Origin of the sequence: Myxococcus sp. CA005 (assembly GCF_006518205.1) — a bacterium.
GTDB classification, from domain to species: Bacteria; Myxococcota; Myxococcia; order Myxococcales; family Myxococcaceae; genus Myxococcus; species Myxococcus xanthus.
Genome location: NZ_SRLV01000075.1, coordinates 1 through 14,615, shown reverse-complemented (window position 1 = coordinate 14,615; position 14,615 = coordinate 1). Strand labels below are relative to the sequence as shown.

The following is a 14,615-nucleotide window of genomic DNA, read 5'->3' as shown; positions in this document are numbered from 1 at the left end:
GACACGGCGCCATCGGATGAACGTCCGCGCAGACCTTGGAAGGGGGCGGGGAGGCGAGCCCTCGTTGCCCATGCGGCAGCGGGCATCACCTTTTGCGGCAAGCCGGATTCACCCGTCACCCATGGAGGCCATCGATGGCGAGCACCAACAAGGACGTCGAGACGCTCAACTCGTTCCTGCGCGGCGAAATCTCCGCCGTGGAGACCTATCGCAAGGCGATCGGGCACGTCTCGGACGGACTGGCCCGTGACGCGCTGGAGTATTGCCAGCACGACCACGAGCACCGGATCGAGGAGATTCGCGAGCGCATCCTGAAGATGGGTGGTGAGCCCGTGGAGAGCTCTGGCATGTGGGGCACCTTCGCCAAGCTGGTCCAAGGCGGTGCGGACGTCCTGGGCGAGAAGGCCGCCATCCAGGCGCTGGAGGAGGGCGAGGACCATGGCCTTGCCGACTACCAGCGCGACGCGGACCAGGTGCATGGCGAGAATCGACGCTTCGTGAGGATGGAGTTGATTCCCGCGCAGAAGCGGACGCATGAGCGGCTCAGTCGTCTGAAGCGCACCCTTCACTGAACGCGTGCCGCGCGGATGCACGCCGGCCGGGTGTCTCGTTCCGGGCGCCCGGCCGGATTTTTCTCAACCCGTGCGACACGTCACCGGCTTGAATCCCCGGGCATCCCGCCCGTCTCCGTCCACGCGCGGCGCCCTGAACCCTCCCCTGATGGGGTGTTGGAGCTTGTGCGCAGGGCATGCGATACCTGGGGTAGCTCGTCGCGTTGAGGGAGGCGGAGCATGTCGCCGGACCGCGGTTCATCGGAACGGGATCCACGCCCGGAGCAGGTCTCCGGCGAGGAAGCCCGGACCGTGCCCGCGACCTCCACCTCGCTGATGGACGCCAGCCATGCGGGGACGCTGAGCGCGGGTTGTGAAGCCCTCTTCCGCTCCACCGAGACGACGCTCCAGTGGGCCTGGCGGGTGCTGAAGTGCGCGAAGGCGGGTCCGGGCGCGGGCCCCCTGGCCACGTCCGCCCGTCAGTGCGCGCTCGAGTTCCTGGATCGCGTCCCGCCCCATGTGCGCCGCGGCGTGGCGGAGCTCCTGGGGTACAGCAGCCTGTGGCAGGCGGTGTGTACGCGGCTGGGCCGCCCGGTGGCGCGCTCCACCGAGGAGCTGCAGCATGAGCTGGGCGAGGACCTCCAGGTCCTGCTCCACGGCGCCCAGGCGCGGCTGGGGACCGCCGCCGCGCTGGAGCAGGGGCTCCTGGTCCACCTGGGGCGGCTGCGCGATTCCCGCCGGGGGGAGCCGGGCGCGCCGCTGGAGCTGCGCGCGGCCCTGGACGCCTTCACCCACTCCCTGTCCGAGCTGATGACCGCGGCCAGCGCCTACCGCCGCGCGTGGGAAGCCGCCGAGACGGAGCTGTCCGAGTCCGCGGCGTGGCTGGGCGCCGGAGACCCGGGCTTCTGCTCGTGGATGGCGGACCATCTGTCAGAGACAGTCTTCGCGTGGCGCAACGCCCAAGCCTCCGTCCGCACGCTGCGCGAGCTGGGAGAGCTGTCCCAGCAGTAGTCGCCGGACGCCTGCCTCACTCGCCCACGAGGATGCGGTGCCGGTACAGCTCCAGCAGGACGTCCTCGGACAGGTCCGCCTGCTTGTGCTCGCGCAGGTGCTTGCGCACGGCGTCCACGGGCTCGCGTCCGGTGAAGTCGACGAGCAGTCCATAGGCTTCACCGGGCAGGGCCACGGCGTCGTATTCGCTGTACGCGCCCAGGGCCACGCTGCCGTCCTGCATCCACTGGACGGTGGCATCGGGGTTGAGCTTGAGCGTGCGAGGCAACTGGGGCGCCACGGCGGTGTGGTGGAGCTTCTCCAGCGTCTTCAGCTCGATGGTGCCATCCAGGCCCAGCAGCTTCTCCACGCCGTCCGGGGGCAGCGCCTTCACCATCCGGTAGCACTCCCGGAAGTAGTCGAGCTCGAGTCCCTCGTAACCCTGCCACAGCGCCGCGTAGGCCTTGGCGGGCGGCGCGGTGTCATCCAGGTCCTCCACGGTGAGCGGCCCGGGCTGTGTCTCCGCGCGGTCCCTGCCGGTCAGCACGTAGTCGGGGAGGAGCTGGAGCGCCGTCCAGCGTGACAGTTGGATTTCGGCGAGCGTCAGGTACGTCTTGAGGGACATCCAGAACTTGCGGCCGTCCGCGCCCGCCACGTACTTGCAGAAGAAGGTGGAGCAGACGGCTTCGCGGTAGGGCCAGATGGTGCAGCCGCCGCTGTCCGCGGAGAAGTAGCCGCAGCGCAGGGACGCGGCCCGGCCGAAGAACTGGTGGCCGTTCTTGTAGAGGAGCTGGAACTTGGCGGGAGGCTTCACCCACTGCGGCGTGACGCCCACGCGGCTGGCGATCTTCGCCTCCATGCGGCGCCGGCCCTCGGCCAGTTCGGGGCGGTCATCGGACAGCAGCGCGCCCACCAGGTAGTTGGGCAGGCGCGGTGAGTACGTGCAGCACTTGGTGTCCGGCCGGAACATGCGACTCACGCCGTCCACGGAGTCGACGGCGCCCTGCGCGGAGTCCTGGCTCATGGCGCAGTTCGAACAGGTGGCCTTGCTCTCCTCGGGAACGTCCTGCCGGAAGAAGTCAGGAAGAAGGTCGCGGTAGAGAAGAGGAAGGCTGTCGAGCAGGCGTGGCATGGCGGCTCCCGGAAGGTGTCCACCGACGCGCCGGACTCACTGGCGCGGGCTGTCTTCCCGGAGCCTGACGAGCGGAACGACGCGTCGAGCGGCCTAGAAGTAGCAGATGGAGTCGAAGCCGCAGTAGCCCTGACGGTCTCCGCACTGACAGTCGTAGTCATCCGCACAGAACATCGCCGAGCAGAAGGGGCCACCTGAGCCGCCGGTGCCGCCGCCCGTTCGATAGGTGTACTCGCACATGGAGTTCACGCAGGCGGCCGTCTGCGCACTGGGACACGCGTTTGCGCACTCCCAGTCCTCGTCACAGAAGGACTGGAAGCAGATGGCCAGCGAGGACTCGGCGCTCGCGCGGTTCTCACAGAGCGCCTCGGGCCCGGAGCTGATGGGGTCGGCCGCCGCGACGGTCGCGAACGTCAGCAGCAGGGCGGCACTCCAGGCGAAGGGACGGCGGATGAAAGACATGGCTGCTCCTGAGCCGACATCCCGGGCGGGAGCGCATGGGAATGTCAGGCTGTCAAAGAATACCAGGATGTGTCTGGGGTGAAGGCAGGCGTTCTCGCTCGCTTTCATTCAATGTCAGACATTCTTTCCGACCGACGTGGCACGTCGCGCGAAGATTCCGTCCCGACTGATGCGCTGCGTATCACGCCCACTGCGTGAGCTGCCCATGCGCTCCGTGAGGGGGCGCCTTCGTGAGTCGTGTTTCACCCGCGCAGGCAGGTCAAAAAGCGTGGCTGTAAGTGAAATAGCGCGATGACCTGACGGTACAGGTGGCGTGTCCAGTAGGCTACGCAGCCAATGCCGTGGGTCATCCCCCCGTTGACCACTCGGAGGTGTGCCATGGACGGATCCGGTCCCCTCCCGTTTCCGGTTGAAGCCCAGGACGTTGGCGTCATCGGACGCGTGCATGCTGCGCTGACGCATCAGTTTCCACACCTGCATCCGGTGGCGCGTTATGCCATCAGCGGGCTCGTGCGTTTCTGCGACGGGTGGCGGCGGCTGTTTCCGGCGCGGTGGCCGACCCAGGTGGTGCCCGCGCTGACGACGTGGGAGCAGTTCCTGACGACGGAGCCCCGCTCGCGCCGCATCATGGTGACGGTGCAGCCGTTGGGCGTGGAAACGGCCGGCGGGACGTGGGCACCGGTGCTGCTGGCGCGTGTGGCGCGCTGGTACCGCGACAGCCGCGGCGTGCGCCGGCAGAACCAGCCCCTGGACGTCTGGGTGGCGCGCCTGGGCCGTGAAGGCTCCGATGCACGCCAACGCGTCCAGGACGCGGACGTCCTCACCGCCGCCATCACGTGCGAGGACGGTGGGCTCCAGGTGGTGCGTTTGTCCCTGGACGACGCGGCGCTGACGCCTGATGCGGTGGCGGCGTTGCTGGCGCGCACGCCCAGCCGCTCGCTGGCCGAGGCACGCCGGGATGGCTTGTTCCCACAGGTGCTGGTGGACCGCGCCTCGCGAGGCGACAGCGCCTGGACGTCCCACCTGCTGACGTCGAGCGCCTGGCTCGGTGCGAGAGTGGACGCGGCGACGGGCGCCCTGGAGCTGAGCTTCGACCACCTGGTGATGGATGGCACCGCGATGGCCGAGCTCTCGCTTGCGGCCTCGGAGGGCTTGCCGCGCAGGGAGGGCCGCGCGGCGCCGGGCGAATGGCTCACCGGTCCCGAGGAGCCGTCGCCGCTGCTGCGAGTGGAGCTGCCGGAGGGGCTCGACTTCCGGAACCTCGCCTGCGCGATGCTCCAGGCGGTGCAGCGGGCCGGCGAGGGCGTGTTCCCCGTCGACAATCCCACGCTGCTGGTGCCGGTGCTGCCCGCGTCGCCGCACACCGTGGCGCGGAAGTGGCGGCGCATTGGTATCGCGGTGGTGCCCTCGCGGACGCGCACAGGGCCGATGACTCCCGCGCACGTCGCGCACCTGCTGGAGCAGACCCGGCGGGGCGGCGGCGTGCTGAAGGACATCTTCTCCACGTTGTACTCACCGGCGCTGCCGTGGTGGATGCCCTCGCTCACCACGCACGGCTTCGCCTTCACGCCCTTGCTGCGGCAGGTGCCCGCCGCCCTGGGAGGCAATGCCCTGCTGTCCAAAATCACCTTGGAGGTCGACGATGATGAAGCGCTGGCGCGGCACTCCTCGCTCTTCTTCAACACGATGCGGCCGCTGTCGGCCGTGGGGGGCGGCGTGGCCCTCTGCGTGACGGAGGTCCTCCACGCGACGCCCTCGGGCGTGCGCAAGCGCTTCTTCGCGGCGCTCGCGGGCAGTGGTGCCCTGGGCTCGCGCGAGAAGCTGCTGGCCTTCCGGGATGTGCTCGTCGCGGAGGCCGTCAGCAGGGCCCGGCCGCGGCGCCCGGCACTCCCTTGAATGAACCTTCCTGGTCTTCCGTCACGAGAGCACTCCATGGTCTCCCCCCACGACCCCGGACGCATCCGGCCGCGACCGCACCTCCAGTTCCCCTTCGACGCGAGCTTCCCGCGCATCTGGCACCGCAACGGCCCTGGCACCACGCACCTGTGGAACGGGCTCAACATGCTCTTCCCCCAGGGCGAGCGGTTCTTCGTGCGCAGCGTCAACCACTACATGCCGCAACTGGCGGACACGCCCGCGCTGCACGCGCAGGTGAAGGCCTTCTTCGCGCAGGAAGGCAAGCACGCGCGCGAGCACCAGGACTACATCGAGCTGCTGGAGTCCCAGGGTTACGACATCCGCCGCTTCATGCGGCGGTACGAGTCATTCCTCTGGGGCGTCATCGACGCGAAGTTTCCGCCGTCGCTGCGGCTGTCCATCACCGCCGCGCTGGAGCACTACACGGCGCTGATGGGCGAGAACACGCTGACGCTGGGCGTGTTCGCGGACGGCCACCCGGCGATGCGCAACCTCATCGAGTGGCACGCCGCCGAGGAGATTGAGCACAAGGCGGTGGCCTTCGACGTGCTGCGGAAGGTGGCACCGGGCTATGGGCTGCGCGTGCTGGGCATGGTGCTGGGCGTGTTGTCGCTCTTCGCCCTGTGGTTCGCCGCCACGGTGACGCTGCTGCGCCAGGAGCGTGGGCTGGGGTGGACGGGGCTGCTGCGCGAGCTGTGGCGCGCTCACCGGAAGGACCCGGTGCTGTTCCAGGTGCTGGGGAGGGGCTTGCGGCAGTACCTGCGCCCCTCCTTCCACCCGCTGGACAATGACAACCTGGAGTTGGCCAGGGCCCACCTGGCGACACTGGAGGCGCCGCCTCCGGAGGTCCCGGAACGCGAAGCGGCATAGCGGCACGAATGCACGCCTGGTGAGGGGGTATGCCGCGCGGGGGTTGTTCCCTGGAGGAACGTGAAGGTTGCTGGCTCTTGCGATGCCCCGTCCTGCGCCCTGGGGGACCGGTACGTCTGTTGGCGGTGCTTCCCGCTTTGTCACGAGCGCCGCGCAGGCTCTGACGTGCGGCTGACACCTACCGTGGCTCCTGCCCGCATGTCCGGCAGGCGTCCCGGCGCGAACTCTTCACGCGCCGGGACGACACACGGTGATAAGGACGGCCCCGCTGTTACCCAGAGCCACGATCTCGACCCATGTCCAGCATGCACACTCTGCGTGGGGCTCCGGCCCTTTCTGACTTCAGGCTCGCCAAGCTCCTGGCCCAGTGCCGTGAGCGGGTGCCCTCCGTCTCATCCATCTATGCGGAGTTCGTGCACCTCATCGACGCTCCGGCGCCCCTCTCCGAGGCGGACCTGGCCACCCTGGGCCGCCTGCTCGACTACGGGCCCCGCGTGGCCACGGGCGCGCGCATCGGCAGCCTGCTGCTCGTGCTGCCTCGGCCGGGCACCATCTCCCCCTGGTCCTCCAAGGCCACGGACATTGTCCACAACTGCGGCCTGGGCGAACGGGTGCGGCGCATGGAGCGCGGCACCGCCTTCTTCATCGCGGGCCCCGACGGGCAGGCGTTGCAGGATGCGGAGCTGGAGCGCCTGAAGCCGGTGCTGCATGACCGGATGACGCAGGCGGTGGTGGGGCGTCTCGAAGACGCGGCCATCCTGTTCGCCGGGCACACGCCCCGGCCCTTCACGACGGTGGACGTGCTGGGCGGAGGCCGCGCGGCATTGGTGACCGCCAACCGCGAGCTGGGCCTGGCCCTGGCCGACGATGAGATGGACTACCTGGTGGCGCGCTTCACCGAGCTGAAGCGCAACCCCACCGACGTCGAGCTGATGATGTTCGCGCAGGCCAACAGCGAGCACTGCCGGCACAAGATCTTCAACGCGAGTTGGACCATCGACGGCAAGCCGCAGGAGCGTTCGCTCTTCCAAGCCATCAAGAACACCTACGTCCAGCACAAGGAAGGCGTGCTCGGCGCGTACAAGGACAACGCGGCCGTCATCGAAGGCTTCGAGGTGGACCGCTTCTTCCCGTCCCCCGAATCCGGTGAGTGGGGCTCCGTGCGCGAGCCGGCCCACATCATGATCAAGGTGGAGACGCACAACCACCCGACGGCCATCTCCCCGTACCCGGGCGCCGCCACCGGCGCGGGCGGCGAGATTCGCGATGAAGGAGCCACCGGCCGTGGCGCCCGGCCCAAGGCCGGCCTCACCGGCTTCAGCGTGAGCCACCTGCGCATCCCGGGCTTCGAGCAGCCCTGGGAGCAGCCCTACGGCAAGCCGGACCGCATCGTCTCCGCGCTGGACATCATGGTGGACGGCCCCCTGGGCGGCGCGGCCTTCAACAACGAGTTCGGCCGGCCGAACCTCACGGGCTATTTCCGCAGCTACGAGGTGCAGGTCCCCACGCCCGGTGGCGTGGAGGTGCGCGGCTACCACAAACCCATCATGATTGCCGGTGGCCTGGGCAACATCCGCGCGTCGCACGTGCAGAAGGGACGCCTGCAGCCGGGCGACAAGCTCATCGTCCTGGGTGGGCCCGCGATGCTCATCGGCCTGGGCGGTGGCGCGGCGTCCTCCATGGCGCAGGGCGCGAGCGCGGCGGACCTCGACTTCGCCTCCGTGCAGCGGGACAACGCGGAGATGGAGCGTCGCTGTCAGGAGGTCATCGACAGCTGCTGGGCGCTGGGCGACAAGAACCCCATCCGCTCCATCCACGACGTGGGCGCCGGCGGTCTGTCCAACGCGGTGCCGGAGCTGGCCCACGACAACGACCTGGGCGGGCGCCTGGAGCTGCGCGCGGTGCCCAACGCAGAGCCGGGCATGTCGCCAGTGGAGATCTGGTGCAACGAGGCACAGGAGCGCTACGTGCTGGGCGTGGCGCCAGAGGACCTGGCCCGCTTCGCCGCGCTGTGCGAGCGGGAGCGTGCGCCCTTCTCCGTGCTGGGTGACGCCACCGCCGAGCAGACCCTGAAGCTGGGGGACACGCAGTTCGGCAACGCGCCCATCGACCTGCCCATGGACGTGCTGTTCGGCAAGCCGCCGCGCATGCACCGTGACGTGACGTCGCGCCCGGTGTCGTTCGCGCCGCTGACGCTGGATGGCTCGCTGGCGCTGCTGGCGGAGCGCGTACTGAGTCACCCCACGGTGGCGGACAAGAGCTTCCTCATCACCATTGGCGACCGCACCGTGTCCGGGCTCAGCAGCCGGGACCAGATGGTGGGCCCCTGGCAGGTGCCGGTGGCGGACTGCGCGGTGACGCTGTCCACCGTGACGAGCACCACGGGCGAGGCCATGGCCATGGGCGAGCGCACGCCGCTGGCCCTCATCGACGCGGCGGCCTCGGCGCGCATGGCGGTGGGCGAGGCGCTCACCAACATCGCCGCGGCCCGCATCGGCAAGCTGTCCGACGTGAAGCTGTCCGCCAACTGGATGGCCGCGGCGGGCAGCCCGGGCGAGGACGCCAGCCTCTACGCCGCCGTCCACGCGGTGGGCATGGAGCTATGCCCCGCGCTGGGCCTCACCATCCCCGTGGGCAAGGACTCCATGTCCATGCGCACCGTCTGGGAGGAAGGCGGTGCCCGCAAGGCCGTGACGTCGCCGGTGTCGCTCATCATCTCCGCGTTCGCGCCGGTGCTGGACGTGCGCAAGTCCCTGACGCCGCAGTTGGTGGACGTGGCGGACGACACGCGGCTGCTCTTCATCGACCTGGCGCGCGGGAAGCAGCGGCTGGGTGGCTCCGTGGTGGCGCACGTCCACGGGCAGGTGGGGCCGGAGAGCCCGGACGTGGAGGACCCCGCGCTGCTGCGTGGCTTCTTCGCCGCGGTGCAGGCGCTCAGCGAAAGCGGCTCGCTGTTGGCGTACCACGACCGCTCCGACGGTGGTCTGTGGGCCACGCTGTGCGAGATGGCCTTCGCGGGTCGCTGCGGACTGGATGTGGACCTGGCGCCGCTGGGCGGTGACGTGACGGCGGCCCTCTTCAACGAGGAGCTGGGCGCGGTGGTGCAGGTGCGCGCCTCGGATGTGGCGCGGGTGCGCGAGGTGCTGGCGCAGCACGGCCTGTCACGGGATGTCCACGAGCTGGGCCGCCCGGTGACGGCGCTTCAGGTGCGGGTGCGCCACGGCGGTGACACGTTGATGGCGGAGGACACGTTGGCCTTGCGCCGCACGTGGTCCCGCGTCAGCTACGAGATGCAGAAGCTGCGCGACAATCCCATCTGTGCGGACCAGGAGTCCGCCGCGAGGAGTGACGCGTCGGACCCGGGTCTGTCGCCGAAGCTGACGTTCGACCCGGCCCAGGACGTGGCCGCGCCCTTCATCGCGAAGGGGGCTCGTCCTCGGGTGGCCGTGCTGCGCGAGCAGGGCGTCAACAGCCAGCAGGAGATGGCCGCGGCCTTCACGCGGGCGGGCTTCGCCGCGGTGGATGTCCACATGAGTGACATCCTGTCGGGGAGGGTGTCGCTCGAAGGCTTCAAGGGCGTGCTGGCGTGCGGCGGCTTCTCCTACGGCGACGTGCTCGGCGCGGGCGGCGGGTGGGCGAAGTCCATCCTCTTCAACCCTCGCGCGCGGGACGCCTTCGCTGCCTTCTTCGCGCGGCCGGACAGCTTCGGCCTGGGCGTGTGCAACGGCTGCCAGATGATGTCGCAGCTCAAGGACATCATCCCGGGCGCGGAGCACTTCCCCCGCTTCGTGCGCAACGCCTCCGAGCAGTACGAGGCGCGCCTGTCGCTGGTGGAGGTGTCGAAGACGCCGTCGCTCTTCTACCAGGGCATGGAAGGCAGCCGGATGCTCATCGTCACCTCACACGGGGAGGGCCGCGCGGAGTTCCCCAGTGTGGAGGACGCCGCCCGCGTCAACGGGCTGGGGCTGGTGACGACGCGCTGGGTGGACAACCACGGACGCGTGGCGGAGTCGTATCCCGCCAACCCCAATGGCTCCCCCCACGGCATCGCCGGTCTGACGACGCGGGATGGGCGCTTCACCATCACCATGCCGCACCCGGAGCGCGTGCACCGCTCCGTGCAGCACTCGTGGCGGCCTCGCGAGTGGGGCGACGACGGCCCCTGGATGCGCATGTTCCGCAACGCCCGCGTCTGGCTGGGCTGAGCGCCGCGGGTTCGCTGGGCGGGGAGCAGGGCCGGGACAGCATCCGGCCCGCTCACCCGTTCCGTGAGGAGGCTATGTCTTGACCAGCTCCAGCGGCTGGCCTTCGGGGACGTGCTTCATGGACACCGAGTTCATGCAGTAGCGCAGGCCGGTGGGCGGAGGGCCGTCGGGGAAGACGTGGCCCAGGTGCCCATCGCAGCGCGCACAGCGGACCTCGGTGCGAATCATTCCGTGTGAGACGTCCTGGATTTCCGTCACCGCGTCGGGCGCCACCGGCTGCGTGAAGGACGGCCAGCCTGTGCCGGACTCGAACTTCGTTCCCGCCTTGAACAGGGGATTGCCGCAGCCTGCGCACACGTAGGTGCCGGGCGTCTTCGTGCCCAGGAAGCACCCGGAGCCAGGCCGCTCGGTGCCCTGGCGGCGGAGGACTTCATACTCCTGGGGGCTCAAGCGCTTGCGCCATTCGTCGTCGCTGAGGGTGAGCTTGTCGACCATGCCTTCCTGCTCCTTGTCCGGGCCCGGACCGGGGCCCACGCGCACATCAGATGCGCATCCTGCCCCAGCGTCGCGCCTGGTGGGCAGCAAGGTGTGAGGGTGCTTGTCCGGCTCCTCGCTCCAGGGCCAGGCGCAATCCGGGAGGCGACGGCGGGGCGCCGGGGTTCAACGGGTGTGGGGAGGGGCGTCATGCCAAGTGAGGAGCGTGCAATGCGGATTGGCGAGCTGATGACCAAGAACCTGGAGACCATCGAAGCGGGCGAGCCCATCCGGGCCGCGGCGCTGAGGATGCGCACGTGCAACATCGGCTCCCTGCCGGTGCTGGAGGGTGGGCAACTGGTGGGCATGCTGACGGACCGGGACATCGCGGTGCGGTCCGCGGCGCTGGGGCAGGACCCGAACACCACGCCCGTGCGCGAGGTGATGACGGCCACGGTGATCACCTGCGACGTGGACGCGACGCTCGAGGTGGCGGAGAAGGTGATGGAGGAGAAGATGGTGCGGCGCCTCGTGGTGGTGGACGGTGAACGGCGGCCGGTGGGGCTCTTGAGCCTGGACGACCTGGCCACGGTGCCAGAGGAAGTCCTGCACGCGGGCGAGGTGCTGGAGCGGCTCCAGCAGGTCTGAAGCGACGGGGCGCGAGCGGTGCGGCGTTTCTCACCGCCCGCGCCCTGGTGTCACCCTCAGGCGTTCGGGGCCGGACGGCACGATGCGACGAGCTCCGCCGCGGCGTCCTCCCACGGGACGTCCCGCTGCGCGCCGTCCCGCTGCCGCAGGCGGACGTTGCCCGCGGCCACCTCGCGTGCGCCCGCCACCACCAGCCACGGGACGCCCGCCGCGTGGGCATCCAGGACCTTGCGGGACAGGGATTCACCCCGCCGGTCCACGCTGGCGCGGCAGCCCGCCTCCTGGAGCTTCGCGGCGAAGCGCTCGGCGTAGTCGGCCGCGCCTTCACCCACGGAGGCCACCACCACCTGCTGCGGCGCCAGCCAGGGCGGCAGCGCGCCGCCGTGGTGTTCCAGCATGACGCCGATGAAGCGCTCCAGGCTGCCGAGCAGCGCGCGGTGAAGCATCACCGGACGGACGCGGGCCCCGGAGGCGTCGACGTAGTGGAGGTCGAAGCGCTCCGGCAGCACGAGGTCCAGTTGGATGGTTCCGCACTGCCACGCGCGCCCCAGCCGGTCCTTCAGGACGAACTCCAGCTTGGGCCCGTAGAATGCCCCCTCGCCCGGCTGCATGTGGCACTGGAGCCCCGCTTCCTTCGCCGCGAGGAGGAGCCAGGACTCGGCCTTGTCCCAGAGCTCATCGCGCCCTGCGCGTGACGCGGGCCGGCCGGAGAAGGCCACCTGGACGTCGTCGAAGCCGAAGCCCGCGTAGAAGTCCTTCAGCGAGCGGGCGAAGCGGACGACCTCCGGCACCACCTGCGGCTCGGCGCAGAAGATGTGGCCGTCATCCTGGGTGAACTGCCGCAGGCGGAACAGGCCATGGAGCGCGCCGCCGGGTTCTGCGCGGTGCACCAGGCCGAACTCGCCCAGGCGCAGCGGCAGGTCGCGGTAGCTGGGCGCCATGCGCTGCACCAGTTCGATGTGGCCGGGGCAGCTCACCGGCTTCACGCCCAGGTGCCGCGCGCCGTCCTCCACCAGGAACATGTTCTCCCGGAAGTTGTCCCAGTGGCCGCTGCGCTCCCACAAGGGTTGCGCGTAGAGCTGTGGGGTGCGGACTTCCTGGTAGCCCTCGCGGCGCATGCGCTGGCGGACGTGCTCCTCCAGCAGCCGGTACAGCACCAGTCCGCGCGGGTGCCAGAACACCATGCCGGGTGCCTCTTCCTGCAGGTGGAAGAGGTCCAGGCGTTGGCCCAGCGCGCGGTGGTCGTGTTCGTCAAGCATTGCTTCGTCTCCGATTCGGAAGGGTGAAACGCCATCCGGTCGGAGCGCTGAGCGAGCGCACGGTTGCCCCGGCCGGAGAAGGCGGGGCAGGGAACCGTGCGTTCGTCAGCTCACCACGTGACGCGCACGGTTCCACGCCCGCCGAAGCGAGTCGTGGTGCCGGTGGTCGTGGTGGTGATGACGAAGCTCACGGCGAAGAAGATGCGAGGGGCGCGGAGAATTGTCAACTCGGCCCCGTGCACGGACCCTGCGCCACTGGGAGGGCCCGTGCAGGTGTTGCTACGCCAACAGCGACGCGAGCCCGATGAGGCCGGCGATGAGGAAGAACAGCGACTCACCGGCGATGAGGCCACCGCCCATGAGGGACATGGTGCTCATGTCCTCCGGAAGGGCCTCGCCTTCACCCGGGCTGCCACTCACCGCGGGCTCTTCACGCTTGGAGAACGTGTTCCAGACGGACGTCACGATGCCGCCCGCGCCGAACCACAGCGACACCGGGAACGCCACGAAGCCGCCGAACGACGACGCGTAGGGACTGGGAAGCAGGATGGCGTCCACCGTCCAGCCGACGGCGAAGCCCTTTCGGGAACCCTTCACGTACTGCTGGTAGCGCGCGTTGCCTCGCACCACCTTGCGCAGCAGTTCGTAGATGAAGCCGATGGCCAATCCGAGGAGCAGGGCATTCACGACGGCCTGCGACAGCGAGCCGAGGTCGCGGATGGCGCCCACCAGCTTGTACGTCATCGCGGAGCCCCACTGGCCCACTTCGGCGTTGGGGTTGTCGAGCTGGTTGATGGTGAGCGCCGGGTAGGCGGTCATGAACACGCGCGCCAGGCCCACGCACAGCAGCGCGCCCATGGTGACGCCCAGCACCTGATAGCGGAACTGGGTGACGCGGTTGGTGCCCAGGCGCCAGCCGGTGGAGCGGTCCTGCTGCATGTCGCAGCCCACCGAGGTGGAGATGAGCAGGATGGTGGCGGCCATCATGCCCACCAGCGGAACGCGCAGGCCCATCATGGACATCATCAGCACGGAGATGACGAAGGCGCTGGAGATGGGGTTCTGGTCGGTGATTCCGAACGAGATGCCGTTGATGAGCACGAACAGCAGGGCGAGCAGCATGCCGAAGAGGAGCCAGCCGACAGGCTGATTCAGCACCTGCGTGCCCACCACCAGCGTCGCGCCGCCCCAGACACCCACCCAGGCCAGCAGCCGGGGGATGTTGACCTTCTTCCAGGACTCCTCCTCTTCGTCTTTCGCCGAGGCCCGCTCGCGGATGCGCTTCGCCGCCTGGACCGCCAGCAGCGACAGGTCCACCACGGCCGCGCCGCAAATCATCCCCAGGCCGATGACGAAGCCGATTTTGCGGAACGGATCCTGAGGGCCGAGCCACCCTATCTCGCGGAGGGTGGGCACCAGCACCGCGCCGATGACGGCCATCACGATGGCGGGGACGGTGATGCGACTGCCGACAATCATGCCCGCGCCCAGCGTCGCCGCGCTGGTGCCGATGGAGGAGACGAAGGCCACCTTCTCCGTCATCCACGCCGCCAGGGCGCCCAGCAGGGTGCCGCCGCCCAGCTTGGAGATGGACGCCTTGAGCAGGCGCTTGTCCGTGAGGGCGCGCAGGATGTTGGCCACCGCCAGCCCGGACGGATAGTCGAGCTGGAGCTTGTCCACGAGCAGCGGCGTGTAGAGCATGCCCACGCCCACGGCGAACATGCCCACGCAGCCGACGAAGAGCATGAGCTGCCAGGCCGCGGGCATCTCCATGCCCAGCCACACCATGGACTGGATGAGCACGGACATGGCGCACAGCGAGGCCACTGATGCGGCCATCGTCTGCATGTAGTTGGCGCCGTGCTTGCCCTCCGCGCCGTACCCGTAGGTGACGGCGCTGCCGAGGATGCCGGCCAGCACCTGGCCGCCGACGAAGAAGCCCACGCTGAAGTTCATGTACGAGGCGGCGATGCCGCCCAGGGGCCCCAGGATGAATAGGGCCACGGCGCTCAGCAGCAGGTGGTACTTCCACGTCCCCACGGGGGGCAGCCAGTGGAAGCGACGTTGGGAGGGCTCCGCGAGGGCGCCGCCCGAGGACGGGGGAGGG

Annotated in this window: 11 protein-coding genes; 6 read left to right on the top strand and 5 right to left on the bottom strand. The window is 69.6% G+C overall.

The window, feature by feature from the left end; all coding sequences use genetic code 11:
* Nucleotides 1-134 precede the first annotated feature (134 nt).
* The gene (locus FMQ63_RS27420) at nucleotides 135-572 is read left to right on the top strand and encodes a DUF2383 domain-containing protein (RefSeq protein WP_026113937.1); all 438 of its coding nucleotides are present in this window, start codon (nucleotides 135-137) and stop codon (nucleotides 570-572) included.
* A gap of 219 nt (nucleotides 573-791) precedes the next feature.
* Nucleotides 792-1,562: a hypothetical protein gene (locus FMQ63_RS27415; protein ID WP_011552418.1), complete on the top strand. Its 771-nt coding sequence runs from the start codon at nucleotides 792-794 to the stop codon at nucleotides 1,560-1,562.
* A gap of 16 nt (nucleotides 1,563-1,578) precedes the next feature.
* On the opposite strand, the gene FMQ63_RS27410 is transcribed toward FMQ63_RS27415, so the two are convergent.
* Complete coding sequence (locus FMQ63_RS27410; RefSeq protein WP_011552419.1) at nucleotides 1,579-2,673, bottom strand: hypothetical protein; 1,095 nt, start codon at nucleotides 2,671-2,673, stop codon at nucleotides 1,579-1,581.
* Nucleotides 2,674-2,766: 93 nt separating this feature from the next.
* A complete protein-coding gene (locus FMQ63_RS27405) occupies nucleotides 2,767-3,135 on the bottom strand; it encodes a hypothetical protein (RefSeq protein ID WP_225909905.1) in 369 nt (122 codons plus the stop codon).
* Between the two features lie 378 nt (nucleotides 3,136-3,513).
* Between FMQ63_RS27405 and FMQ63_RS27400 the strand changes: the two genes are divergently transcribed.
* The 3 genes from FMQ63_RS27400 to purL all read left to right on the top strand — a co-directional run bounded on the left by FMQ63_RS27400 (nucleotide 3,514) and on the right by purL (nucleotide 10,127).
* Nucleotides 3,514-5,031 carry a hypothetical protein gene (locus tag FMQ63_RS27400; protein ID WP_225909906.1) on the top strand — a complete coding sequence of 506 codons (1,518 nt, stop codon included), beginning with the start codon at nucleotides 3,514-3,516 and terminating at the stop codon, nucleotides 5,029-5,031.
* A gap of 36 nt (nucleotides 5,032-5,067) precedes the next feature.
* Nucleotides 5,068-5,922, top strand: coding sequence for a metal-dependent hydrolase (locus FMQ63_RS27395; protein ID WP_011552423.1), 855 nt, complete (start codon nucleotides 5,068-5,070; stop codon nucleotides 5,920-5,922).
* Between the two features lie 296 nt (nucleotides 5,923-6,218).
* A complete protein-coding gene (gene purL / locus FMQ63_RS27390; protein ID WP_011552424.1) occupies nucleotides 6,219-10,127 on the top strand; it encodes a phosphoribosylformylglycinamidine synthase in 3,909 nt (1,302 codons plus the stop codon).
* Nucleotides 10,128-10,199: 72 nt separating this feature from the next.
* On the opposite strand, the gene msrB is transcribed toward purL, so the two are convergent.
* Nucleotides 10,200-10,622, bottom strand: coding sequence for a peptide-methionine (R)-S-oxide reductase MsrB (gene msrB, locus FMQ63_RS27385; protein ID WP_011552425.1), 423 nt, complete (start codon nucleotides 10,620-10,622; stop codon nucleotides 10,200-10,202).
* Between the two features lie 189 nt (nucleotides 10,623-10,811).
* Between msrB and FMQ63_RS27380 the strand changes: the two genes are divergently transcribed.
* Nucleotides 10,812-11,249, top strand: coding sequence for a CBS domain-containing protein (locus FMQ63_RS27380; protein ID WP_225909907.1), 438 nt, complete (start codon nucleotides 10,812-10,814; stop codon nucleotides 11,247-11,249).
* 56 nt (nucleotides 11,250-11,305) lie between these two features.
* Here FMQ63_RS27380 and thrS read toward each other — a convergent pair whose 3' ends face one another.
* Nucleotides 11,306-12,508, bottom strand: coding sequence for a threonine--tRNA ligase (thrS, locus tag FMQ63_RS27375; RefSeq protein WP_011552427.1), 1,203 nt, complete (start codon nucleotides 12,506-12,508; stop codon nucleotides 11,306-11,308).
* Between the two features lie 279 nt (nucleotides 12,509-12,787).
* Entirely contained in the window at nucleotides 12,788-14,548 is a 1,761-nt protein-coding gene (locus FMQ63_RS27370) for an OPT/YSL family transporter (RefSeq protein ID WP_011552428.1), read from the bottom strand.
* Between the last annotated feature and the right edge of the window lie 67 nt (nucleotides 14,549-14,615).

Coding starts and splice junctions, on each gene's coding strand:
- FMQ63_RS27410 (WP_011552419.1), bottom strand. CDS start 2,673: ATGCCACGCCTGCTCGACAGCCTTCCTCTTCTCTACCGCGACCTTCTT.
- FMQ63_RS27405 (WP_225909905.1), bottom strand. CDS start 3,135: ATGTCTTTCATCCGCCGTCCCTTCGCCTGGAGTGCCGCCCTGCTGCTG.
- FMQ63_RS27400 (WP_225909906.1), top strand. CDS start 3,514: ATGGACGGATCCGGTCCCCTCCCGTTTCCGGTTGAAGCCCAGGACGTT.
- msrB (WP_011552425.1), bottom strand. CDS start 10,622: ATGGTCGACAAGCTCACCCTCAGCGACGACGAATGGCGCAAGCGCTTG.
- purL (WP_011552424.1), top strand. CDS start 6,219: ATGTCCAGCATGCACACTCTGCGTGGGGCTCCGGCCCTTTCTGACTTC.
- thrS (WP_011552427.1), bottom strand. CDS start 12,508: ATGCTTGACGAACACGACCACCGCGCGCTGGGCCAACGCCTGGACCTC.
- FMQ63_RS27395 (WP_011552423.1), top strand. CDS start 5,068: ATGGTCTCCCCCCACGACCCCGGACGCATCCGGCCGCGACCGCACCTC.
- FMQ63_RS27420 (WP_026113937.1), top strand. CDS start 135: ATGGCGAGCACCAACAAGGACGTCGAGACGCTCAACTCGTTCCTGCGC.
- FMQ63_RS27415 (WP_011552418.1), top strand. CDS start 792: ATGTCGCCGGACCGCGGTTCATCGGAACGGGATCCACGCCCGGAGCAG.
- FMQ63_RS27380 (WP_225909907.1), top strand. CDS start 10,812: ATGCCAAGTGAGGAGCGTGCAATGCGGATTGGCGAGCTGATGACCAAG.